This is a genomic window from Luteimonas sp. MC1895 (assembly GCF_016457215.1).
In the GTDB taxonomy this organism is placed as follows: domain Bacteria; phylum Pseudomonadota; class Gammaproteobacteria; order Xanthomonadales; family Xanthomonadaceae; genus Luteimonas.
Window position 1 is genome coordinate 168966 of the sequence record NZ_JAEMDY010000004.1, and the last position, 21475, is coordinate 190440.

The following is a 21475-nucleotide window of genomic DNA, read 5'->3' on the forward strand; positions in this document are numbered from 1 at the left end:
AACCCGACATGGCACAGACCCAAGCCGAGCACCACGACCCGAACGTCTACTTCGTCCCGCACGACAGCAAGTGGCCGGTGTTCGCGTCCGTGGCGCTGTTCGTCCTCTTCTTCGGCCTGGCGAGCTGGTTCAACGAGGTGTCCTGGGGCCGTGCGGTGTTCTTCGTCGGCTGCGCCGGGCTGATCCTGATCCTGTTCAAGTGGTTCGCCGACGTGATCCTCGAGTCCGTGTCGGGCTACCACAACCGCCAGGTCGACGGCTCGTTCCGCATGGGCATGGTGTGGTTCATCTTCTCGGAGGTGATGTTCTTCGCGGCCTTCTTCGGCGCGCTGTTCTACGCCCGCCAGCTGTCGCTGCCGTGGCTGGGCGGTGTCGGCGACGGCATGGCGACCAATGCGCTGCTGTGGGAGGGCTACAGCGCGGCCTGGCCCTCGGCTGGCCCCGGCCAGATCGGCGGTGCCTTCCAGACCATCCCGGCCTGGGGCCTGCCGCTGCTCAACACGCTGATCCTGCTGACCTCCGGCGTGACCCTGACCATCGCGCACCACGCGCTGAAGGCCGACAACCGCCGCCAGCTGCTGGTGTTCCTGGGCATCACCGTGCTGCTGGGCTGCCTCTTCCTGTTCTTCCAGGTCGAGGAATACATCCACGCCTACCGCGACCTCAACCTGACGATGGGCTCGGGCATCTACGGCTCGACCTTCTTCATGCTCACCGGCTTCCACGGCGCGCACGTCACGCTGGGCACGATCATGCTGGCGATCATCTGGCTGCGCTGCTACAAGGGCCACTTCACCCGCGACAACCACTTCGCCTTCGAAGCCGTGGCCTGGTACTGGCACTTCGTCGACGTGGTCTGGCTGGCGCTGTTCCTGTTCGTCTACGTGGTCTGATGCGCGCGCCCGCAGGGGCGGCCGTCATGGAATGACGAAGGCCGGCGATTGCCGGCCTTCGCGTCTTCGCCGGGGCCGCGCGCGGCCCGGTGCCAGGTTCAGCCCTGGACACCGTGCGGCGTGATCCATCCCATCCAGATCGAGAGGAGCACGATCAGGATCAGCACGACCGACAGCGCGATGCGCCGGGTGAGCGCATTGACGGTGCGCTTGGTGGTGCCCTTGTCGACCAGCATGTAGTACAGGCCGGCGCCGAGGTTCCATACGATCAGGATCAGGAATCCGATGATGAGCAGGGTTTTGAGCGAATCACTCATGCGCTTGGCCTCCGCGGCCAGTGTGATCGCGGCAGTATCGCACCCGGGCAACGTGCCGGCATGAGCCGTGGCGTCACCATGGTGGTCGGCTGGATGGTGGCCCTGCTGGCGATCGCGGCCTTCTCCTCGCTCGGCCACTGGCAGCTCGGCCGGCAGCAGGAAAAGCAGCGGATGCTCGACCAGGTCGCGACGACGGTCAGTGCCAGGACGCCGCTGCCGCTGGCCGCCGCGACCGACCCTGTGCGCACCCGTGGCTACGACTGGAGCGCCGGCACGGGCCACTTCGCCGAGGCGCCGGCGGTGCTGCTCGACAACCAGCAGCGCAACGGTCGCGCGGGCGTGCGCGTGTACCGCGCCTTCGTGCCCGACGCGGGCAGCGGCCCGCTGCTGGTCGAGCTCGGCTGGCTGCCGCTGCCGCCGGATCGCACCCTGCCCGCCGTGCCGCGGCCGACGGGTGCCCGGCAGGTCGCCGGCCTGCTGGTACCGCCGCCCTCGCACGGCATCGGTCCGGCGGGCTTCGCCGCGCAGGCGGATGGCACCCTGCTCGCCATCGGACTCGATCCGGCCACGCTGGCCGCGCCGCTGCAGCAGCCGGCGCTTGCGCCGCGGGTGCTCAAGCTCGATCCGGACCTCGACATCGGCTATGCGCGCGACCTCGACGTGCTGCCCAACACCCTTCCGCCCGAACGCCATCTCGGCTATGCCGTGCAATGGTTCGCGCTCGCCCTCGCGGTGCTGGTCACCGCGCTGATCCTGACGTACCGCAGGCAACGCCCATGAATGATCCCCAGCCCCTCCCGACCCTCCCGGTGCGCGAGCGCAACCGCAACCGCGCGCTGCTGCTGCTGATCGTGGCGGTGTTCTTCGGCAGCGCGATCGTCGCCGGGGCGCTGCGCTTCTCGGGCTGGCGGCCGGCCGGCATGAAGAACCACGGCGAGCTGCTGCAGCCGCCCGGCGACCTGCGCGACGTGGTGCCGCGGCTGGTCGATGGCGGCGACTACGCATGGAACCCGGTCGAGCGCACCTGGCGGATCGTCGTCGCGCCGCCGGCCGACTGCACCGACGCCTGCGTCACGCTGAGCCGGGACCTCGACAAGGTCTGGCGCCTGTTCGGGCACAACGCCGACCACGTCAACATCCTCTGGGTCGGCGAACCGCCCGAGGGCGCGCTGCGCAACCGGGTCTGGAACGTGCTGGAGCCGATGCCCGCGTTCACCGCGCAGCTGCCGCGGCTGGAGGAGGGCGGGCCGCAGGGCGCGCCGGTGTATGTTGTCGACCCCAACGGCTTCGTGATCCTGCGCTACGCGCCGGGCTTCGACCCCGGCCACCTGCGCACCGACGTGGCGCGCCTGCTCAAGCTGAAGTGATGACCACCCCCTCGACCGCCCCCGGCCAGGCCCTGCAGCACGGCGTTCGCCACATCCACCGCCATTTCCACCGGATCGCCTGGCTGGCCGTGGCGCTGGCGCTGGGCGTGATCGTGTTCGGCGCCTTCGTGCGCCTGTCGCACGCCGGCCTGAGCTGCCCCGACTGGCCGACCTGCTACGGCCGCGCGACCTGGCCGAAGACGGCCCAGCATGTCGCCGACCACGCCGCCAGCGCCATCCGCGCCTTCGAGGACCACAAGGCCTGGCGCGAGCAGGTGCACCGCCACGTCGCCGCGCTGCTCGGGGTGCTGGTGCTGGCGATGGCGCTGCTCGCCGCCCGCCGCCGGCGCTTCGGCATCGCGCAGGTGCTGGGCGCGGCCGGCCTGGTCGCCATCGCGATCCCCACCTACATGGCCGGCGCGCATGTCGCGGCGTCGCTGCTCGCGATCGCGGGCGAGGCGATCCTGCTGGCCGCGGCGCTGCGCTGGCGCGGCCAGGACCTCGGGCGCGAGGCCTCGCTGACGCTGGCGGTGATCATCTTCCAGGCGCTGCTTGGCATGTGGACGGTGACCTGGCTGCTCAAGCCGGTGGTGGTGATGGGCCACCTGATGGGTGGCCTGCTGACGTTCTCGCTGCTGGTCTGGATGGCCTGGCGCGCGACCAACCGGCCGATCGTGCTGGCCGACGCATCGGGCCTGCGTCGCCTGCTGTGGGCGGCGGTCGCGGTGCTGGGCGTGCAGATCGCGCTCGGCGGCTGGGTGAGCGCGAACTATGCCGCGCTGTCCTGCGGCGCCGGCGGCTGGTCGATGGAGAACTTCCCGCAGTGCGCGGGCCTGTGGCGCCCCCCGACCGACTTCCGCGAGGGCTTCGTGCTCTGGCGCGGCATCGGCGTGGACTACGAGGGCGGCGTGCTGGACGGCGCCGCGCGCATCGCGATCCACCTGACCCACCGTCTCGGCGCGGTGGCCGCAGCGGCCATGCTGCTGTGGGCGGCGGTGCGCATGCTGCGCACGCCCGGCCTCCGTGGCTGGGGCGTGCTGCTGGCACTGTTGACCGTCGGCCAGGTCACGCTCGGCATCCTCAACGTCAAGCTGTCGCTGCCGCTGCCCGTGGCGGTGATGCACAACGGCGGCGCCGCGCTGCTGGTGTTCGTGATGGTGTCGCTGCTGGCACGCCTGCGCGGGGTGGACTGACATGCGCGCCAACCTCGACCAGTACTGGCAGCTGACCAAGCCGCGCGTGGTGGCGCTGATCGTGTTCACCGCCTTCGTCGGCATGTTCATGGCGGTGCCGGGACTGCCGCCACTGCGCCAGTCGGTGTTCGGCTTCATCGGCATCTGGCTGGCGGCGGCGTCCGCGGCCGCGATCAACCACCTGATCGACCAGCGCATCGACAAGGTGATGGTGCGCACCGCCGACCGGCCGCTGGCGACGGGCGCGCTGAAACCTGCCCAGGTGCTCGCGTTCGCGGTATTCCTGGGCACGTTGTCGATGGTGATCCTGGTCGCACTGGTCAATCCGGTCACGGCGCTGCTGACGTTCGCCTCGCTGATCGGCTACGCCATCGTCTATACCGGCTTCCTCAAGCGCGCCACGCCGCAGAACATCGTCATCGGCGGCATCGCCGGCGCGGCGCCGCCGCTGCTGGGCTGGGCCGCGGTGACCGGCATGCGCAACGAGTGGGACTGGGCGCACGCGCTGCTGCTGGTGCTGATCATCTTCGTGTGGACGCCGCCGCACTTCTGGGCGCTGGCGATCTTCCGCCGCGAGGACTACGCGCGCGCGCTGGTGCCGATGCTGCCGGTCACCCACGGCGTCCAGTACACGCGCTGGCAGATCCTGCTGTACACCGTGCTGCTGCTGGTGGTGACGGTGCTGCCCTGGGCGGTGGGCATGAGCGGCCTGTTCTACCTCGGCGGTGCGCTGGTGCTGGGCCTGGTCTTCCTCTGGCATGCCTGGCGCCTGATGGACCCACCGGACGACTTCTACCCGATGCGCGTCTTCAACTACTCGGTGGTCTACCTGATGGCGCTGTTCGCCTTCCTGCTGGTCGACCACTGGTTGCTGCCGTTCCTGCAGCCGTCGCCGCTGCTGGAGCTGCGGCGGGTGGGGTAGGACGGGCCGTCCTGCGCGAACGCGTTGTGCAGGACCGGGGCGGACCCCGCCTGATCAGCCTTCGGGCTGCAGCGGGGTCAGCAGCTTCGGACCAGCGCCCACGAGCTGGATGCTGCCGCTGGCGATCGCGTCATTGGCATCCGCGGCACGATCCTCGAGCCACGGCGCACTCTGGACCGGACCGGGTACATAGGCGGTCCACTTGCCGTACTGGTCCGACTGGACGGTGCCGTGCATGACGTACGAGACCGGTACGCGGGCCGTCCACGAGGGCTCGCCTGCATCCGGGCCGGTGCTCGGCGGCCTGAAGTGCCACCTGCGCGCCGCCTTGAGGGCGGCTTCGGAGAAATGACGACGCAGCTTGTGCATCGTGGGCTCGTCGGCGACCCCGCGCAGGTTGACCCGTTCCACGGCGCTCCGGGCCACGCGGCCTTCGCGGTTGATCTCCAGCAGCAGGTAGACGTCGCCGCTGGCATTGCGCTCCAGCGCGTAGTAGGGGTATTCGGGCGGCAGCTGGCGGATCGATTCGAAGCCGTCGGTCGCCGGTACGTCCCTGTCCAGGAAGCTGACGCCGCCGATCGAAAGCGTGAGCCCACCGTCGTCGGCGGGAACGGCCACCACGCGCAGCCTGATGAACAGACGGACAGGCCTTGCGACCCCATCCAGGATGACCGGTTCGAACCGCCAGGTCGCGACGGCGTTCCTGGCGGCCCGGACGACGTACGCCGGCAGCTGGTCTTCCTTCTCGAGCGCGAGCGACGACACCAGGCCGTCGGGCTCGATGTCGAGGCTTCCCGATACGACCATGGAGGCCTGCGCCTGGGCGCGGACTTCGGCTTCGCTCTGCGCCTGCACCGTGAACGGTGCGGCGGCGAGCGCGAGCAACAGAATCAATCGAAACATCCCTGTATTCCCCTGCGTCTCCCTGGTTCCGGCACCGTAGCGCGGCGGCAGGTGGCCTGCAATCGGGGTCAGCCGTTCACGCGCCTGGCGTCTCGGGGCCGGCCGGACGTGCGCGGCGCGCGACCTCGCCCAGCGTGGCCGGCGTGACGTCCCACTGTCCGGGGTCGTCGTATTCGAACTCCACGGCCATGCGCCCGCCTTCGCGCCACAGGCGCAGCACGCAGGCGCCCCAGGGTTCCTTGCCGGGCACGCGGGTGGCGTCACGCAGGTCGTCGAAGGCGGGACCCAGCGCGTCGGCGTCGGGCGTGGCCGCCAAGTACGCGCCGTCCGCGTCGTAGCGGAAGCCGGTCATGCGGCGCGCGATGGCGCCATCGCCGTAGCGCACGATCAAGGCATAGCCATGCCACGCGCCGTCCGACACCGCGGCATCGGCCACCAGCAGCCGGCCGATGCGGGCGATCAGTTCATTTCGGTCCAGCGCAGGGCCTGCGTGCATGCGGGCAGTCTGCCGTCAGGCCGCGGCCCTGTCGATCAGGTCGGGCATGCGGTTGGCCGCGATCGCGTCGAAGGACTGGCCGGCGCTGTTGCCGAAGGCCAGCAGCGAGGGGTCGTAGACCACGCTGCCGGTGACCGGGTCGATGACCGCGTAGTCGACGTGCACTTCGTCGGGCCGGGCGGCGTCGTTGCGCACGAGGTCGATGTCGATCCGCACCTCCATGCCGGCGCCGATCCAGTCGCTCCACTCCTGCTCCATGCGCGCGTAGGCGCCCTGGTTGAAGCTCGAGAACTGCGGGAACATGTTCACTTCGCCGTGTCCCTGCGCGAAGCGGTAGGCCACCAGGTGGCCGACGTCGTCGCCGCTGCCCTTCATGTCGTTGTCGACGCGGAAGCCGCTCTGCGCATTGGCCTCGATGCGGTCGGAGTCGCGGCCGCGGCTCGAGGGCTCCCAGGTCAGCACGGCCTCGGCGCCGGTGGGCCGGCCCTCGGCGTCCAGCGTCCAGGTGATGTCGTTGACCTCGCCGGAGCCGGCCTCGGTGACGGCACCCGCGACTTCACCCGGCTCCACGTCCTCGCTGATCCGCACGGTGGCGTCGGGCACCTGGCCGGTCAGCAGCATGCGCGTGTACTGCGCGAGGTCGGCGCCGGCCGGGTCGGACAGCATCGTGGTGTGGCGGGTGAAGTCCTCGCGTGCCAGCGCCGGCGAGCCGGGCCCGCCGTCACGCGGCGCGTCGAACAGGCGCTCCGCGCCCGACATCACGCGCAGGCCCTTCTTTTCGGTCATCTCCAGCGACAGGCGCAGGTCTTCGATCGAGTCGAGGTTGTTGGCCGCGGCCAGCTCGCGGAACGCGGGCTCCAGCGCGGTGCCCACGTAGTCGGCGCCATGCACGTCGATGCGGGTGCGCGGCGGGATGGTCGACGGATCGAAGGGATTCACCGCGGTCATCGCCGCCGGCGTTGCTTCCTCGTTGCGCAGGGTGACCTCGTAGCGCACGGGCACCTCGCTCGCGGCCCTGCCGGGTCCGCGCACGGTCATCTCGCCGCGGACCTCGTAGCTGGTGTTCCACTGCGTGGACTTCTCGTTGCCGGTGACCACGCTGCGCGGGTCCAGCGCGAAGCTGACGTCTGCGGGGTCGGCGTCCAGCAGCGCGGGGTCGAGCTCCGGCGCCCGCTCCTCGCCGGCGCGCAGCAGGCTGTCGATGGCACCGCGCCAGGGCTGCGGCGGGAGCAGGGGGGCGAACAGGCTGGGGGCTTCGAAGGACATGGCGTCAGCTGCGTTGGCGCGAACGTACTGGACGGTACGCGGGCGTCGCCAGGCCGACCATTGGGGAAAACCCTGACCCGCCTCAGCCGCGCCCCGCGCCCCGCGCCTGCAGCAGCTCGCGCAGCTCGGCCTTGTCGGTCGCATCCAGGCCGTCCTCGCGCTGTTTGGCGAGCAGCTCGTCGACGCGCTGCTGGAACATCTGGCCATCCAGCTGGGCCACGGCATCGAGGAATTCGCGCGCCCAGCCGGCCTCGTCGCCGGGCATGTCGATCGCGGCAAGCTTGTGCAGGGACTCGGCTTCCGGACGGCCTTCGAAGTGGGCCAGGATCGCCCCGGTGCCGATGTCCGGTCGCGCACTGACGATCGCCACCAGCTCGGTCAGCAGCTCCACCCCCGGCTGGCGCAGGGCGGTGAAGCGGAACGGCGGCTGCAGCTCCAGGGCCAGCTGCGGCTTCTGCAGCAGCAGGGTGATCGCGCTGCGCACCAGGCTGCGTCGCGGGGCGGTACCGGGCCGCGCGCGGCGGGCGCGCGCGGCGGGGACGTGCACCTCGGGCGGCGCGGAGCGGGCGCCGACGCCGGTGAGCTCGGTCAGCCGCTGCTGCATCAGGTCGGCGAAGGCGCCGTCGGGCAGCTGCGCGAGCATCGGCTTGGCGCGCTCGGCCAGTCGCGCCTTGCCGTCGAGCGTGGCCAGGTTGATGCCGTCCTCGGCCAGGTGGTCGAACAGGAACTGCGACAGCGGCGTCGCCGCCGCCAGCCGCGCCTCGAAGCCGGGCGCGCCCTCGTTGCGGACGATGGTGTCGGGATCCTCGCCGTCGGGCAGGACCAGGAAGAACGCCTGGCGGCCGTCCTTCATGCGCGGCAGGACCGACTCCATCGCGCGCGCGGCGGCGCGACGTCCGGCGGCGTCGCCGTCGAAGCAGAAGTACACGTCGGGCGCGTTGCGGAACAGCAGTTCGGCATGGTCCGGCGTGGTCGCGGTGCCCAGGGTGGCCACCGCTTCGCTGATGCCGTGCTGGAACAGCGCGACCACGTCCATGTAGCCCTCGACCACCACCAGCCGCGCGATCTTCTGGTGGGCCTGGCGCACCTGCCACAGTCCGTAGAGCTCGCGGCCCTTGTGGAACAGCGGTGTCTCGGGCGAGTTGAGGTACTTGGGCGAATCCTCCGCGCGCAGCACGCGTCCACCGAAGGCGATCACGCGGCCACGGCGGTCGTGGATCGGGAACATCACCCGGTCGCGGAACTTGTCGTAGCTGTGGCCGCGGTCGTTCTTCGACAGCATGCCGGTGCGTTCGAGCAGCGAGACCCGGCGCGGATTGCTGCCCAGCGCGTCCTTCAGCGCCGAGAAGCCGCCCGGCGCGTAGCCGATGCCGAACTGCTCGCGGATCGACGCATCCATGCCGCGGCGCGAGAGGTAGTCGTCGGCCTCGGTGCCGGGCACGAGGGCGGCGCGGTAGAAGCGCGCGGCCTCGTCGAGCACCGCGTACATGTCGCGGCTGTCCGGGTTCTCGTTGTGCTGGCGGGTCTCGCGCGGCACTTCGATGCCGACGCGCTTGGCCAGCTCGTCCACCGCATCGAGGAATTCGAGGCGGTCGAAGTTCATCAGGAAGGAGATCGCGGTGCCATGCGCACCGCAGCCGAAGCAGTGGTAGAACTGCTTGTTCGGCGAGACCGTGAACGAGGGCGAGCGCTCGTCGTGGAACGGACAGCGCGCCGAATACTCGCGTCCCTGGCGCTTCAGCGGCACGCGCAGGTTGATCACCTCGACGATGTCCGTCCGGGCGAGCAGGTCGTCGATGAAAGCGTCGGAGAGGCGGGCCATGGCAGCGGCCATGATCGCATGCACCCGCACGCCCTGTAGGAGCGGCACAGCCGCGACGGCGGACGCCGGAATGCCCCTGGATCGACCGGAATCAGCCGACGCCTAGCGCGGCTGCAGCCGCTCCTGCAGGGGGCGGGTGCCGCGCCGGCCGCGGCGGGCCGCGCGCTCCTCCAGCCGGCGGTGGACGTCGCTGAAGCGCCAGCGTTCGTCGATCACCGCGGTGATCATCGCGCCGACGAAGAACACCACGGCGGCGTAGTACAGCCAGACCAGCAGCACGACCAGGGTGCCCATCGAGCCGTAGGCGCTGCCCGGCGCCGCTTCGGTGATGTACAGGCCGATGCCCCAGCGGCCGACCACGAACAGCAGCGCGGTGAGCGCGCCGCCCAGGAAGGCCTGCTGCCAGCGCACGCGGCGGTCGGGCAGGTAGTGGTACATCAGCGCGAAGGCCAGCGCATACAGCGCCAGCGACGCCAGGTTGCCCAGCACCGGCAGGGTGGGCGAACCGGCGAACCAGATCTCGAGCGCGGTGGTCAGCGCCGCCGAGACCAGTAGCAGGAAACCCAGCGCCAGCACCACGCCGAACGAGAACACGCGCTTGCGCAGCCAGGCGCGCATGCCGCCGCGTACCTGCTCGCCGGAGGTATGGAAGATCAGGTTCAGCGTGCCCTGCAGGCGCGCGAACACCGCGGTGGCGCCGAAGAACAGCAGCCCGGTGCTCCACAGCCCGGCCAGCGAGCCGACGTCGGGCTCGGTGCTGGCGTTTTCCAGCACGGTGCTGGCGACCTGCCCGGCGCCGGTGCCGGCGATCGCCTGCACCTGTTCGAGCAGCGCCTGCTGGGCCGTCGGATAGAGCGAGGCGGTCAGCCACAGCAGCAGCACCAGCAGCGGCGCCAGGGACAGCAGGGCGAAGAAGGTCAGCGAGGCCGCGTGGGTGAGGATGTCGACTTCGACGAAGCGCTGTGCGATCGCGTAGGGCAGCGACTGCTGCAGCCGCTCGAAGCTGGACTTGAGGCGCCCGGTGATGAATTCAGCCATGGCCCGCAGGATGCGGGCCTGCGCGTGCAAGCCGCGTGGCGAGAGTGCCCCTGTAGGAGCGGCTAAAGCCGCGATCACGTGCAGCGGGGCGGCCGCGCTCCGAAAGCATCGCGGCTTTAGCCGCTCCTACAAGGGCGGGGCGGGCGGCCGGCCGGATCAGCCGGCGAGCGACTTCTTCAGCAGTGCGGACACCTGGCCCATGTCGGCCTGGCCGGCGAGTTTCGGCTTGAGCACGGCCATCACCTTGCCCATGTCGGCCGGGGTGCCGGCGCCGGTCTCGGCGATGGCGGCGTCGATCGCGGCCTGCACCTCCGCCTCGCCCATCTTCTCGGGCAGGTAGCGCTGGATGACCTCGATTTCGGCGCGCTCGATCGCGGCCAGGTCCTCGCGCGCGGCGGCCTCGAACTGGCTGACCGAGTCCTTGCGCTGCTTGACCATCTTCTCCATCACCGCCAGGACCTGCACGTCATCGAGCTCGACCCGCTCGTCGACCTCGCGCTGCTTGACCGCGGCCTGGACCAGGCGGATCACGCCCAGGCTGGCCTTGTCGCCGCCCTTCATGGAGGCCTTCATGTCGTCGGTGAGGCGCTGCTTGAGGCTCATGCTGGATGCTCCGGTTTGCGTGAACACGAAAAGCCGGCGACGCTTGCGCGTGCCGGCTTCAGGGTGCGATCTCGACCGCGGCGCGCAGGGCGCCGGCAGGCCGGATCAGTACATGCGCTGGCGCTTGGTGACGTCGCGCGAGGTCCGGCGCGACTGGCGCTTCACCGCCGCGGCAGCCTTGCGCTTGCGCTCCTGCGTCGGCTTCTCGTAGAACTCGCGCTTGCGGGTCTCGGCGAGGACGCCGGCCTTTTCGCAGGTGCGCTTGAAGCGGCGGAGGGCAAACTCGAAGGGCTCGTTTTCGCGGACTTTGACGCTGGGCATTGGAAAATCTCTGGTGTCAGGGTGCGCCGGTTTCCCCCCGGCGAGCCGCGTATCATAGCCGCGACGCGTGACCGGTGCAAACCCGCCGGAGAACCACGGCCACGGACCGCCCCGCCACACGCCCCTCACCGGCCCGCCACACGCCCCAACCTGTAGGAGCGGCTACAGCCGCGATCGCCCCCCATGAAAGTCCTCGGCATCGAAACCAGCTGCGACGAAACCGGCGTCGCCGTCTACGACACCGGCCGGTCCGGCGCGGACGGGCTGCTGGCGCACGCGGTCTACAGCCAGATCGCCCTGCATGCGGAATACGGCGGCGTGGTGCCCGAGCTCGCCAGCCGCGACCACGTGCGCAAGCTGCTGCCGCTGATCCGCCAGACCCTGGCCGAGGCCGGTCTGGACGTCGGCGACCTCGACGGCGTCGCCTACACCGCCGGCCCCGGCCTGGTCGGCGCGCTGCTGGTCGGTGCCGGCGTGGCGCGGTCGCTGGCCTGGGCGCTCGACCTGCCCGCGGTCGGCGTCCACCACATGGAAGGCCACCTGCTGGCCCCGCTGATGGAGGACGACCCGCCCGAGCCGCCCTTCGTCGCCCTGCTGGTGTCGGGCGGGCACACCCAGCTGGTGGCCGTGGATGCGATCGGCCGCTACCGGCTGCTGGGCGAGACCCTGGACGACGCCGCCGGCGAGGCCTTCGACAAGACCGCCAAGCTGATGGGCCTTCCCTATCCCGGCGGGCCGCAGCTGGCGGCGTTGGCCGAAGCCGGGACGCCCGGACGCTTCAGCTTCCCGCGGCCGATGACCAACCGCCCCGGCCTCGACTTCAGCTTCAGCGGCCTGAAGACCCAGGTGATGCTGGCCTGGCGCGACAGCGACCAGTCCGACGCCACCCGCGCCGACATCGCCCGCGCCTTTGAGGACGCGGTGGTCGACACGCTGGCGATCAAGTGCGCGCGCGCGCTGGACGCCGCCGGCTGCGACACCCTGGTGGTGGCGGGCGGCGTCGGTGCCAACCGCCGCCTGCGCGCGCGCCTGCAGGCGATGGCGGCCAAGCGCGGCGGCCGCGCCTGTTTCCCGCGCCCCGCGCTGTGCACCGACAACGGCGCGATGATCGCCTTCGCCGGCGCGCTGCGGCTCGAGGGCGGGCAGCGCGAGCCCGACGCGGTGCACGTCACCCCGCGCTGGGACATGGCCGCGCTGCCTGAAGTCGCGGCCCGCACCGGCGACGCCTCCGCCGCGGCCCACGCGGCGGGTCCCGACGCCCCGTCGCGCTAAGCTGGCGCGCCCCGCCAGGACCCGGCCCGCCATGGACCACGTCTTCATCGAAGGGCTCGAGATCGAGGCCCTGATCGGCATCTACGACTGGGAGCGGCGCATCCGCCAGACGCTGGTGTTCGACCTCGAGATGGCGTTCGACAACCGCGTGCCGGCCGCGAGCGACGACATCGCCGACACCCTCAACTACAAGGCCGTCAGCAAGCGCCTGGTCGAGGTGGTTTCGCAGTCGGACGATGGGCTGGTGGAGACGCTGGCCGAGCGCTGCGCGGAGGTCGTGCTGCGGGAGTTCAACGTCCAGCGGCTACGATTGAAGCTCAGCAAGCCCGGCGCCGTGCGCGGCGCGCGCGCGGTCGGCGTGGTGATCGAGCGCACGCGGGGCGGCTGATCCGTCGCAACCGGAGATCCCATGCAAGTCCGACTCGATGCGCTGCGCGACGCGCTGGCGCCATACCCCTGGGCCTATGCGCTCATCATGCTGTCCGCCCTGCTGCTGGTGGCGTGGCTGGCCAACTTCGTCACCCGGCGCATCCTGCTGCGCGGCCTGCGCCACGTGCTCGCGCGCGTGGCCACGCTGACCGGCTATGCCGGAGACTCGATCAGCCGGATGCGGGTGATCTCGCGCCTGGCCAACGTGGTGCCGGCGCTGGTGATCGGCGCCGGCATCGGCCTGGTGCCCGACCTGCCGCCGCAGTTCGTGGCCTTCGTCACCGGCCTGTGCCGGGTGTTCGTGATCTTCACCGTGGCGCTGGCCTTCGGCCACGCGCTCGACGTCGCCAACGAGGTCTACGAGCGTCGTCCCGACGCGCGCAACAAGCCGATCAAGGGCTACCTGCAGGTCGCCAAGATCATCGCCCTGGTGATGGCGGCGCTGGGTTCGGTGGCGCTGCTGGCGGGCGTCGACCTGGTGCACGTGCTGACCGGCCTGGGCGCGGCCAGCGCGGTGCTGATGCTGATCTTCCAGGACACGATCCTGTCGTTCGCGGCCAGCCTGCAGATCAGCGGCGACGGCCGCGTGCGCATCGGCGACTGGATCGAGATGCCCAGCCAGAACGCCGACGGCGACGTCATGGACATCGCCCTGCACACGGTCACCGTGCAGAACTGGGACAAGACCATCACCACGGTGCCCACGCGCAAGCTGATCAGCGACTCGTTCAAGAACTGGCGCGGCATGACCGAGTCGGGCGGCCGCCGCATCAAGCGCGCGATCTACCTCGACCAGCATTCGACCCGCTTCCTCGAGGCCGATGAAGTCGCCCGCTTCCGCCGCTTCCGCCTGCTCGATGCCTATCTCGACGGCAAGTCCAGCGAGCTGCAGGACTGGAACGCGAAGCTGGCCGAGCGCGGCGGCGAGCCGGTCAACCGCCGTCGCGTCACCAATCTCGGCACCTTCCGCGCCTACGTCGAGCAGTACCTGCGCAACCATCCGGGCGTGCACCAGGACATGAGCCTGATGGTGCGCCAGCTGCAGCCGACCGATGCCGGCCTGCCGCTGGAGATCTACTGCTTCACCAACGACGTGCGCTGGGCCGTCTACGAAGGCATCCAGGCCGACATCTTCGACCACCTGCTGGCGATCCTCCCGGAGTTCGGGCTGCGCGTGTTCCAAGCGCACAGCGACGCGCCGGTGGAGGTGCGGCTCACGCGCGACGCCGACGCCGGCCCGGCAACCGGCTGAGGCCTGCCGCCGGGCGTGGCGGCGGCGTGGCGGCGCTCGCGCTGGCGCCGCACGATGCGCGATCATGGCCGCTCCCACGGAGCGCGACCATGCACACCGCCTGCCTCAGCCTTGGCAGCAACGTCGATCCCGAGCGCCACATCGCCATCGCCTTCGCGGCGCTGCGCGAGCGCTTCGGCGACATCCGCGCGTCGGCCGCGTACCGCACGCCGGCGGTGGGCTTCGAGGGTGCCGACTTCGTCAACGCCGCGGCGGTGATCGCGTCCGACCTGGACGTGGTGGCGCTCAACGACTGGCTGCATGCGCTCGAGGACGCGCATGGCCGCGACCGCAGCGGCCCGCGCTTCGGCGACCGCACGCTGGACATCGACATCGTGCTGTTCGACGACCTGATCTGCAGCGGCCCCGGCAACCTGCGCCTGCCGCGCGGCGAGCTCTGCCACGCCTTCGTGCTGCGGCCGCTGGCGGAGATCGCGCCGGAGATCGTCGAGCCGGCGAGCGGGCGCACCCTCGCCGCGCTGTGGGCCGCGTCGGACGAGCGCGGCGTCGCGATGCACGCGGTCACGCTGCCGGTCGTGGGCGCCCTCGCGGCCGGCTGAAGACAGGGCCGCGGCGCGGGATCCGGTCACACCCGCACCGCAGGCGTCGTCATGGAATCCATGCGTTGGACGAGGCGGCCAGCCGGCCGTCGCGGGGCGCGGAGAGCAGGAGGGTGGGGCGATGTTCGACAGGTTTTCGCGCAGCTGGGACATGGTGAAGGCAAGCGCCGCGGTGCTGCGCTCCGACCGCGAGCTGATGCTGTTCCCGGTGCTTTCGGGCCTGGCCACGCTGGTGGTGCTGGCCAGCTTCGCGCTGCCGGGCTTCGCACTGGGCGTGTTCGCCAACGGCTGGAGCCTCGGCGGAGCGCTGCTGGGCTTCGCCTTCTACTTCTGCACCTACAGCGTGATGATCTTCTTCAACTGCGCCCTGGTGGGTGCGGCGATGATCCGGCTCGAAGGCGGTGATCCGACGCTGTCGGACGGACTCGCGGCCGCACGGTCGCGGCTGGGCGCGATCTTCGGCTATGCGGCGATCGCCGCCACCGTCGGCGTGCTGCTGCAGGCGATGAAGGGCAAGGACAGCAACTTCCTGGTTCGCCTGGTCGGCAGCGGCCTGGGCGTGGCCTGGACGCTGGCGACCTTCCTGGTGGTGCCGGTGCTGGTCAGCCGCGACGTCGGGCCGGTGGACGCGCTGCGGCAGAGCGTGGCGCTGCTCAAGCGCACCTGGGGCGAGAACGCGGTGGGCCAGCTCGGCATCGGCGCCGCCTTCGGCCTGCTGAGCGCGGGCGCGATCGTGGTGTCGATCCTGCTGGTGGTGGTCGCAGCGCAGGCGTCGCTGCTGCTCGCGGTCGCGGTCGGGCTGGTCTGCGGCATCGGCGTGCTGCTGCTGGGTGTCTACCAGGCCGCGCTGACCGGCATCTACTCCGCGGTGCTGTACCGCTATGCGATGTCGCACGAACTGCCCGCGGCGTTCCAGGGCACCGACATCGCCCACGCCTTCGCGCCCAGGCGCTGATCGCGACGCCGGGCGCACGAACCGCCGGCCGGACCCGCGGCGCCGCGCAGCGACCCTGCCGGCGCCGCTTCAGCCGAGGTGGCGTCCGCCGTCGACGGCCAGCACGCTGCCGGTGGTGTACGTCGCGTCGCGCAGCAGCCACAGCACCGTGCCGGCGATCTCCTCCGGCGTGCCGGTGCGACCCAGCGGCGTCATTGCCATCAGCCGCGCCTGCAGCGCCGGATCGATGCCCGCGTCCGGCCACAGGATGGCGCCCGGCGCTACCGCGTTGACCCGCACCTCCGGGGCCATCGCCACCGCCAGCGCGCGGGTGGCGGCCTCCAGCGCGCCCTTGCTGGTCGCGTAGGTGGCGAGGTCGGCGCGTGGGGTCTGCGCATAGACGTCGGAGAGGTTGACGATGGCGCCGCGGGCCTTGCGCAGGTGCGGCGCCGCGGCCTGGGCCAGGAAGAACGGCGCCTTCGCATTCACCGCCATCATCGCGTCCCAGTGCGCGGGGTGGATGTCGCCGAAGGCCGCGGGCGCGAAGCCCGAGGCGTTGTTCACCAGCGCGTCGAGACGCCCGTAGCGGCCCACGGTGCGCGCCACGAGCTCCGGCAGGCGATCGAACTCGGCCAGCTCGGCCTGCAGCGGCAGCACGCTGCCCGCGCGGGCAGCCTCGAGCCCGGCCACCAGTGCCGCGGCCTCGCCGGCCGAGCCGCGGTAATGCAGCGCCAGGTCGTAGCCTTCGGCGTGCAGCCGGCGCGCGATGGCGGCGCCGACGCGGCGCGCGGCGCCGGTGACGAGCGCGACGGGGTGGCCTCCCGGCATGACCGGCTCCGTAACAGGGAAGGACACGATAACGTCCCGCGGCGGGCGTTTCCGTATCCTGTCGCGCGCAATGCAACGGAATCCCCCATGCCGCTTCCCCCGCTCGACCCCGATGCGCAGGCCCACAGCGACCGCCTGCGCGCCCTGATCCACGCGGTGATCGCCGATGCCGGCGGCGCCATCCCGTTCTCGCGCTTCATGGAGCTGGCGCTGTACGCGCCCGGCCTGGGCTACTACAGCGCCGGCAGCACCAAGTTCGGCCGCGCCGGCGACTTCATCACCGCACCCGAACTGGGCAGCCTGTTCGGCGAGTGCGTGGCCGAGGCGCTGGCGCCACCGCTGCGCCACGTGGGCGCCGACGCCGTGTTCGTCGAGATCGGCGGCGGCAGTGGCGCCTTCGCCGAGGCCGCGATCCTGCACCTGGACGCGATCGGTGCGCTGCCCGCGCGCTACGCCATCCTCGAGCCCAGCGCCGACCTGCGCGAACGCCAGCGCGAGCGACTCCGCCAGCGACTGCCGGAGGCGCTGAACGCGCGCGTCGAATGGCTGGAGCGGCCGCTTGGCGAGGAAGAGTGGAGCGGCGTGCTGTTCGCCAACGAGGTGATCGACGCGCTGCCCACGCCCCGCTTCGTCATCCGTCGTGGCGAGGTCATGGAAGAGGGCGTGGCGAGCGCGCCCGACGGCGGCTTCCGCCTGGTCGAAGTGCCGGCCGATGCGCTGATGACCGCGGCCGTGCGCCACGTCGAGCGCGACCGCGGCGAAGGCGACTTCGCCGAAGGCTACCGCTCCGAGCTGCTGCCGCAGCTGCCGTACTGGATCCAGGCGGTGATGGGCCGCATGCAGGCCGGCGCGATGCTGTTCATCGACTACGGCTACCCGCGCCGCGAGTACTACGCCGCCACCCGCGACCGCGGCACCCTGCGTGCCTTCCATCGCCACCACGTGGTCGACGACGTGCTGGCGCGCGTGGGCCTGCAGGACATCACCGCCTCGGTCGACTTCACCGCGCTGGCCGAGGCCGGCACCGGCGCCGGCTTCGAGTTTGCCGGCTACAACAGCCAGGCGGCCTTCCTGCTCGGCAACGGCCTGCAGCAGCGCCTGGAAGCGCACGAGGCGCGCGCGGCCAACGACACCGCGCGCTACGCGCTGCGCCGCCAGGTGCAGCAGCTCACCCTGCCGTCGGCGATGGGCGAGCGCTTCCAGGCCATGGGCTTCGAGCGTGGCGTGCCCTTCGAGGCCGCCTTTCTCGCCGGCGACCTGAGCTTCCGGCTGTGAGGGTGCATTCGTGAGCGCGCCCTCGTGAAGCGTGCCCTCGTGAAGCGTGGCCTCGTGAGCGTGCCCGCATGACCGCGCGCCGGCCGCGCCTTGGGCGTTCGCTCAAGCCCCTGCGCTGGCCGTGGGCCTGGTGCGCGCTCTGGTGCCTGGCGATCGCCGCGGTGGTGGCGTTCTCGCTGATGCCGGCGCCGGACCTGCCGGAAGCGCCGGGCAGCGACAAGCTCCACCACTTCCTCGCCTATTTCATGCTGGCGGCGAGCGCCGTGCAGCTGTTCGCGCGCTGGCCCGCGCTGCTGGGCGCGGGGCTGGGCCTGGTGCTGCTGGGCATCGGCCTGGAGCATGCGCAGGGCGCGATGGCCTTCACGCGCATGGAAGACCGGATGGATGCGCTGGCCAACACGCTGGGGGTGATCGCCGGGCTGGCCACGCGGCTCACCCCGCTGCACGACCTGCTGCTGAGGATCGAGGCGCGCCTGGCGCCTGCCGCGCGCGGTTGACGCGCTGATCAGCCCGCGTCGCGGCGCAGCGCGCGCGCGCGGCCGATGGCGGCGACGCGCGCCTTGCGCAATGCCTCGCCGAACGCTGGGCCTTCCAGCTCCAGATGGGCGATGTCCGCGCCGGTGACCGCGGCGGCGGCGTCGCGCAGCCGGACCAGTTCCGCGGCCTGCGGATAGGGCTGGTCCTGCAGGCCGGTGCGGCCGCGCTTGTCGGCCTCGCAGACCGTGGCCAGCTGGCCGATCCGCTCAGGGCGGCGGAAGCCGTCGCAGCGCGCCAGCAGGTCGTGCACGGTCGAATCGCGCAGCTCGGCCAGGCGGTGCACGTTGAGGTGTTCGCGGCAGGCCACCACGGCCAGGTCGCGGTGGCCGGCCGGCACCCGCAGGCGCGCGCCAAGCTCGCGCACCGGGCGCACGCCACGCTGCTCGTGCTGGATGTGCTTCGGCAGCTCGTCGTCGGGCGTCAGCGCCTTGCCCAGGTCATGGACCAGCGCAGCGAAGCCGATCGCGTCGTCGCCCGGCGCCAGCGTGGCCGCCATGTCGCAAACCAGCTCGACGTGGACGCCGGTGTCGACCTCGGGGTGGTATTCGGCGCGCTGCGGCACGCCGTAGAGCGCATCGACCTCTGGAAGGACCACCGCCAATGCGCCGCAGTCGCGCAGCGTGCGCAGGAAGGCTGAAGGCCGCGGCGAACGCAGCGCGCGCACCAGTTCCTGCCACACGCGCTCGGGCACCAGGTCCGCAAGCTCGCCGCCGGCGACCATCCCGCGCATCAGTGCGCCGGTCTCGTCGGCAACGGTGAAGCCCAGCGCGGCGAAGCGCGCCATGAAGCGCGCGGCGCGCAGCACGCGCAGGGGATCCTCTGAGAATGCAGGGCCGACGTGGCGCAGCACGCGCGCCTCGATATCGGCCTGGCCGCCGTGCGGATCCACCAGGCTGCCGTCGGGGCGTTCGGCGATGGCGTTGATGCTGAAGTCGCGGCGGCCGAGGTCTTCCTCCAGCGTCACCGTGGGCGCGGCATCGACCACGAAGCCACGGTGGCCGCGTGCCGACTTGCGCTCGGTGCGCGCCAAGGCGTGCTCCTCGCCGGTGTCCGGGTGCAGGAACACCGGGAAGTCGCGTCCCACCGCGCGGAAGCCGGCGGAAAGCATCGCCTCGGGCGTGGAGCCCACCACGACCCAGTCGCGGTCTCCCGGCGGCAGCCCCAGCAGCCGGTCGCGCACCGCACCCCCAACCAGATAGATCTCCAGGTCCGCCCCCTCAGCCTTCCGCAACCGCCGCCGCCGCGGCAGCGGGGCAGGCAAACGCCTTTCGCGTCGCGCCCACGCGTCCGTGCATGCGGTCGCTCACCGCCACCGGCCGGTCGCCCAGGCGCCAGTCGTAGATCACGCTGAAGGCGAGCACGCGCGCCACGTAGTCGCGGGTTTCCTTGTAGCTGATGGTCTCGATCCAGAAGCCGGGATCCATGCCCGGGCGCTGCGCCTGCCAGCGCGCGGTCGGCGTGGGGCCGGCGTTGTAGGCGGCGATGGCGACGTAGGGCAGGGTGTATTTCTCTTTCATCTCGCGCAGGTAGGCGGTGCCGATGCGGACGTTGGTGGCCGGGTCGAACAGCGCGTCGGCGCCCGACCACGGGATGCCCAGCCTGCGCGCGACGGCGGCGCCGGTCTCGGGCAGCACCTGCATCAGCCCGCGCGCATTGGCCGGCGAGCGCGCGCGCGGATTGAACGTGCTTTCGGCGCGGATCTCGGCCGCGACCCAGGCGGCATCCAGGCCGTTGCGCGCCGACTCACCGCGGATCAGCTGCTGGTGGTGCAGCGGAAAGCGCAGGGTGTACAGGCGCAGTTCCTCCGGCTTGCGCTCGCCGCCGACGTTGACCAGGCCGAACACGCCGCGGTCGAACCAGCCGTTGTCCTGTGCGATCTCGACCGCGATCTGCCGCTGCCGGTCATTGAAGCGCGACAGCGCGTCCTGCCATTCGCGCGTGGCCCAGCCGGCGCGGTTGACGCGGAACAGCGTCATCGCGCGCTGCATCGCCGGATCCGCAGCCACCGCGGCCTTGTCCGCGGCGCTGCCGCCGTGCTCCAGCGGGCACAGCGCATAGGGCTGGTCGATGCGGTCGGCGGCCAGGAAGCCGTGGAAATCGGCATCGCGCGCGGCGGCGGCATACAGCGGGCGTGCCGCCGCGCGGTCGCCGGTCAGCTCGCGCAGGCGCGCCTCGAAATAGGCCCAACGCGACTGGGTGCGCTGCGTGCGGCCCATGCGCTCGATCCCGGCCAGCGCCGCGCGCCAGTCCGAGCGCGCCATGGCCTCGCGCACGCGCCACTCGTGCAGGCGCTCGTCGTAGGCGGCCTCGGGCACGGCGGCCAGGCGGCGCGCACCACCGTCGTGGTACGAGGCCACGGTCCACAGCGCGACCTGGTACAGCACGCGGTTGCGCTCGGCCGCGGTGAACTGCAGCGCCTGCGCCACCTGCGGCAGCAGCGACTCCGCCGCATCCGGGTTGCGGCCGGCCAGCGCGGCCAGGCCGTGCGAGGCCGCCAGCCGGCTGCGCGCATCCTTCGGCCAGGACACGGCGCTGGCATCGGCGTTGCCCAGGTAGGCGGCATAGGCCTCGGCCAGGCGGCGCTGCGCATCCGGCAGTCCGCGCGCGGCGCTGCGCACCACGCCGGGCTGGCCTTCGGTGATCGCCGCCTCGATCCGCGCCCAGCGCTCGGCCTCGCCCAGCCCGCCGCGCCCGGCCAGCGCGTCGAACACGGGATCGCAGGCATCCGGCTGCGAGCGGGCCGCACCGCGCCAGAGCTGCTGCACCTCCGCGGTCCACGTCGCGTCCGCCGCGCCCGTGCGCAGCCTGGCCTCGAGTTCGTTGCAGGCCAGGGCCGCCGAGCCGGTGCCCGGCTCCCAGGCGGCGCGGAAGGACGTCCAGTCCCTGCGCTTGGCCAGCTCGGCGAGCCAGGCGGCGCGGAAGGTGCGGGCCACGGCCTGGCCGCGGTGGCGATCGAGGAACTCGAGCGCCTGGCCGGGCGCCAGGGTGGCGATGTCGCGATTGAGCCGTGCGTGGCCCACCCAGCCCTGCAGGGGATGGTCGGCACGCAGTGGCGGCACCGGCTGGCCGATCTCCGCCGCGGTCAATGCGCGCCGCGCGAGATCGTCATCGGGTCGCGCCTGGGCCGAGGCGGCGGCAGGGGGCAACAGGCACGCCGCGAGCGCCGCGGACAGCAGGAAACGGGTGGGCGGTAGCATGCAGCGACTAT

23 protein-coding genes are annotated in these 21475 nt (G+C 71.7%); 12 read left to right on the plus strand and 11 right to left on the minus strand.

The annotated features are described in order from the left end of the window. The first annotated feature begins 8 nt into the window (after nucleotides 1–8). On the plus strand, nucleotides 9–893 hold the full coding sequence (locus tag JG616_RS11235) for a cytochrome c oxidase subunit 3 (protein WP_199363142.1): 885 nt from the start codon (nucleotides 9–11) through the stop codon (nucleotides 891–893). A 98-nt stretch (nucleotides 894–991) separates the two neighbouring features. Here the strand turns inward: JG616_RS11235 and JG616_RS11240 are convergent, their stop codons facing one another. Further along, entirely contained in the window at nucleotides 992–1210 is a 219-nt protein-coding gene (locus JG616_RS11240; RefSeq protein ID WP_199363145.1) for a twin transmembrane helix small protein, read from the minus strand. Between the two features lie 60 nt (nucleotides 1211–1270). Here JG616_RS11240 and JG616_RS11245 point away from each other — a divergent pair, with 60 nt between their 5' ends. From JG616_RS11245 to cyoE, 4 genes are read left to right on the plus strand one after another with little or no spacing between them, the layout of a single operon-like run. After that, nucleotides 1271–1990, plus strand: a complete 720-nt coding sequence (locus tag JG616_RS11245) for an SURF1 family protein (RefSeq protein WP_199363147.1) — start codon at nucleotides 1271–1273, stop codon at nucleotides 1988–1990. Continuing rightward, on the plus strand, nucleotides 1987–2577 hold the full coding sequence (locus JG616_RS11250; RefSeq protein ID WP_199363149.1) for a hypothetical protein: 591 nt from the start codon (nucleotides 1987–1989) through the stop codon (nucleotides 2575–2577). Before JG616_RS11245 ends, JG616_RS11250 begins: the two co-directional genes overlap by 4 nt. Next, complete coding sequence (locus JG616_RS11255; protein ID WP_199392611.1) at nucleotides 2577–3770, plus strand: COX15/CtaA family protein; 1194 nt, start codon at nucleotides 2577–2579, stop codon at nucleotides 3768–3770. Before JG616_RS11250 ends, JG616_RS11255 begins: the two co-directional genes overlap by 1 nt. A gap of 1 nt (nucleotide 3771) precedes the next feature. Next, a complete protein-coding gene (gene cyoE / locus JG616_RS11260) occupies nucleotides 3772–4692 on the plus strand; it encodes a heme o synthase (RefSeq protein WP_199392612.1) in 921 nt (306 codons plus the stop codon). Between the two features lie 54 nt (nucleotides 4693–4746). Here the strand turns inward: cyoE and JG616_RS11265 are convergent, their stop codons facing one another. From JG616_RS11265 to rpsU, 7 genes are all read right to left on the minus strand, one after another. Beyond that, nucleotides 4747–5595: an energy transducer TonB gene (locus JG616_RS11265; RefSeq protein ID WP_199392613.1), complete on the minus strand. Its 849-nt coding sequence runs from the start codon at nucleotides 5593–5595 to the stop codon at nucleotides 4747–4749. Nucleotides 5596–5671: 76 nt separating this feature from the next. Then, entirely contained in the window at nucleotides 5672–6091 is a 420-nt protein-coding gene (locus JG616_RS11270; protein ID WP_199392614.1) for a hypothetical protein, read from the minus strand. Between the two features lie 15 nt (nucleotides 6092–6106). Further along, nucleotides 6107–7357: a DNA/RNA non-specific endonuclease gene (locus JG616_RS11275; protein ID WP_199392615.1), complete on the minus strand. Its 1251-nt coding sequence runs from the start codon at nucleotides 7355–7357 to the stop codon at nucleotides 6107–6109. Between the two features lie 82 nt (nucleotides 7358–7439). Continuing rightward, nucleotides 7440–9179, minus strand: coding sequence for a DNA primase (gene dnaG / locus JG616_RS11280; RefSeq protein ID WP_199392616.1), 1740 nt, complete (start codon nucleotides 9177–9179; stop codon nucleotides 7440–7442). Between the two features lie 102 nt (nucleotides 9180–9281). Next, complete coding sequence (locus JG616_RS11285; RefSeq protein WP_199392617.1) at nucleotides 9282–10217, minus strand: YihY/virulence factor BrkB family protein; 936 nt, start codon at nucleotides 10215–10217, stop codon at nucleotides 9282–9284. Between the two features lie 156 nt (nucleotides 10218–10373). Then, a complete protein-coding gene (locus JG616_RS11290) occupies nucleotides 10374–10820 on the minus strand; it encodes a GatB/YqeY domain-containing protein (protein ID WP_199363163.1) in 447 nt (148 codons plus the stop codon). A gap of 105 nt (nucleotides 10821–10925) precedes the next feature. Then, nucleotides 10926–11141 carry a 30S ribosomal protein S21 gene (rpsU, locus tag JG616_RS11295; RefSeq protein ID WP_143925990.1) on the minus strand — a complete coding sequence of 72 codons (216 nt, stop codon included), beginning with the start codon at nucleotides 11139–11141 and terminating at the stop codon, nucleotides 10926–10928. Between the two features lie 183 nt (nucleotides 11142–11324). On the opposite strand from rpsU, the gene tsaD reads away from it, so the two are divergent. From tsaD to JG616_RS11320, 5 genes are all read left to right on the plus strand, one after another. Next, on the plus strand, nucleotides 11325–12413 hold the full coding sequence (gene tsaD / locus JG616_RS11300; RefSeq protein WP_199363165.1) for a tRNA (adenosine(37)-N6)-threonylcarbamoyltransferase complex transferase subunit TsaD: 1089 nt from the start codon (nucleotides 11325–11327) through the stop codon (nucleotides 12411–12413). A gap of 31 nt (nucleotides 12414–12444) precedes the next feature. Further along, the gene (gene folB, locus JG616_RS11305; protein ID WP_199363167.1) at nucleotides 12445–12801 is read left to right on the plus strand and encodes a dihydroneopterin aldolase; all 357 of its coding nucleotides are present in this window, start codon (nucleotides 12445–12447) and stop codon (nucleotides 12799–12801) included. Between the two features lie 21 nt (nucleotides 12802–12822). Beyond that, nucleotides 12823–14094 (plus strand): mechanosensitive ion channel domain-containing protein, encoded by a 1272-nt coding sequence (locus JG616_RS11310; RefSeq protein WP_199363169.1) that lies wholly within the window; start codon nucleotides 12823–12825, stop codon nucleotides 14092–14094. Nucleotides 14095–14183: 89 nt separating this feature from the next. After that, nucleotides 14184–14693: a 2-amino-4-hydroxy-6-hydroxymethyldihydropteridine diphosphokinase gene (gene folK, locus JG616_RS11315; RefSeq protein ID WP_199363171.1), complete on the plus strand. Its 510-nt coding sequence runs from the start codon at nucleotides 14184–14186 to the stop codon at nucleotides 14691–14693. Between the two features lie 121 nt (nucleotides 14694–14814). Beyond that, complete coding sequence (locus tag JG616_RS11320; protein WP_199392618.1) at nucleotides 14815–15648, plus strand: DUF6159 family protein; 834 nt, start codon at nucleotides 14815–14817, stop codon at nucleotides 15646–15648. A gap of 69 nt (nucleotides 15649–15717) precedes the next feature. Here JG616_RS11320 and JG616_RS11325 read toward each other — a convergent pair whose 3' ends face one another. After that, nucleotides 15718–16455 (minus strand): pteridine reductase, encoded by a 738-nt coding sequence (locus JG616_RS11325; protein ID WP_199392619.1) that lies wholly within the window; start codon nucleotides 16453–16455, stop codon nucleotides 15718–15720. Between the two features lie 87 nt (nucleotides 16456–16542). Here JG616_RS11325 and JG616_RS11330 point away from each other — a divergent pair, with 87 nt between their 5' ends. Together JG616_RS11330 and JG616_RS11335 are read left to right on the plus strand one after the other, a co-directional pair. Next, nucleotides 16543–17730, plus strand: a complete 1188-nt coding sequence (locus JG616_RS11330) for an SAM-dependent methyltransferase (RefSeq protein ID WP_199363178.1) — start codon at nucleotides 16543–16545, stop codon at nucleotides 17728–17730. A 68-nt stretch (nucleotides 17731–17798) separates the two neighbouring features. Further along, entirely contained in the window at nucleotides 17799–18227 is a 429-nt protein-coding gene (locus JG616_RS11335; RefSeq protein WP_199392620.1) for a VanZ family protein, read from the plus strand. 8 nt (nucleotides 18228–18235) lie between these two features. On the opposite strand, the gene JG616_RS11340 is transcribed toward JG616_RS11335, so the two are convergent. Together JG616_RS11340 and JG616_RS11345 are read right to left on the minus strand one after the other, a co-directional pair. Further along, nucleotides 18236–19474, minus strand: a complete 1239-nt coding sequence (locus JG616_RS11340) for a multifunctional CCA addition/repair protein (protein ID WP_199392698.1) — start codon at nucleotides 19472–19474, stop codon at nucleotides 18236–18238. A gap of 10 nt (nucleotides 19475–19484) precedes the next feature. Beyond that, nucleotides 19485–21464 (minus strand): lytic transglycosylase domain-containing protein, encoded by a 1980-nt coding sequence (locus JG616_RS11345; protein ID WP_199392621.1) that lies wholly within the window; start codon nucleotides 21462–21464, stop codon nucleotides 19485–19487. Between the last annotated feature and the right edge of the window lie 11 nt (nucleotides 21465–21475).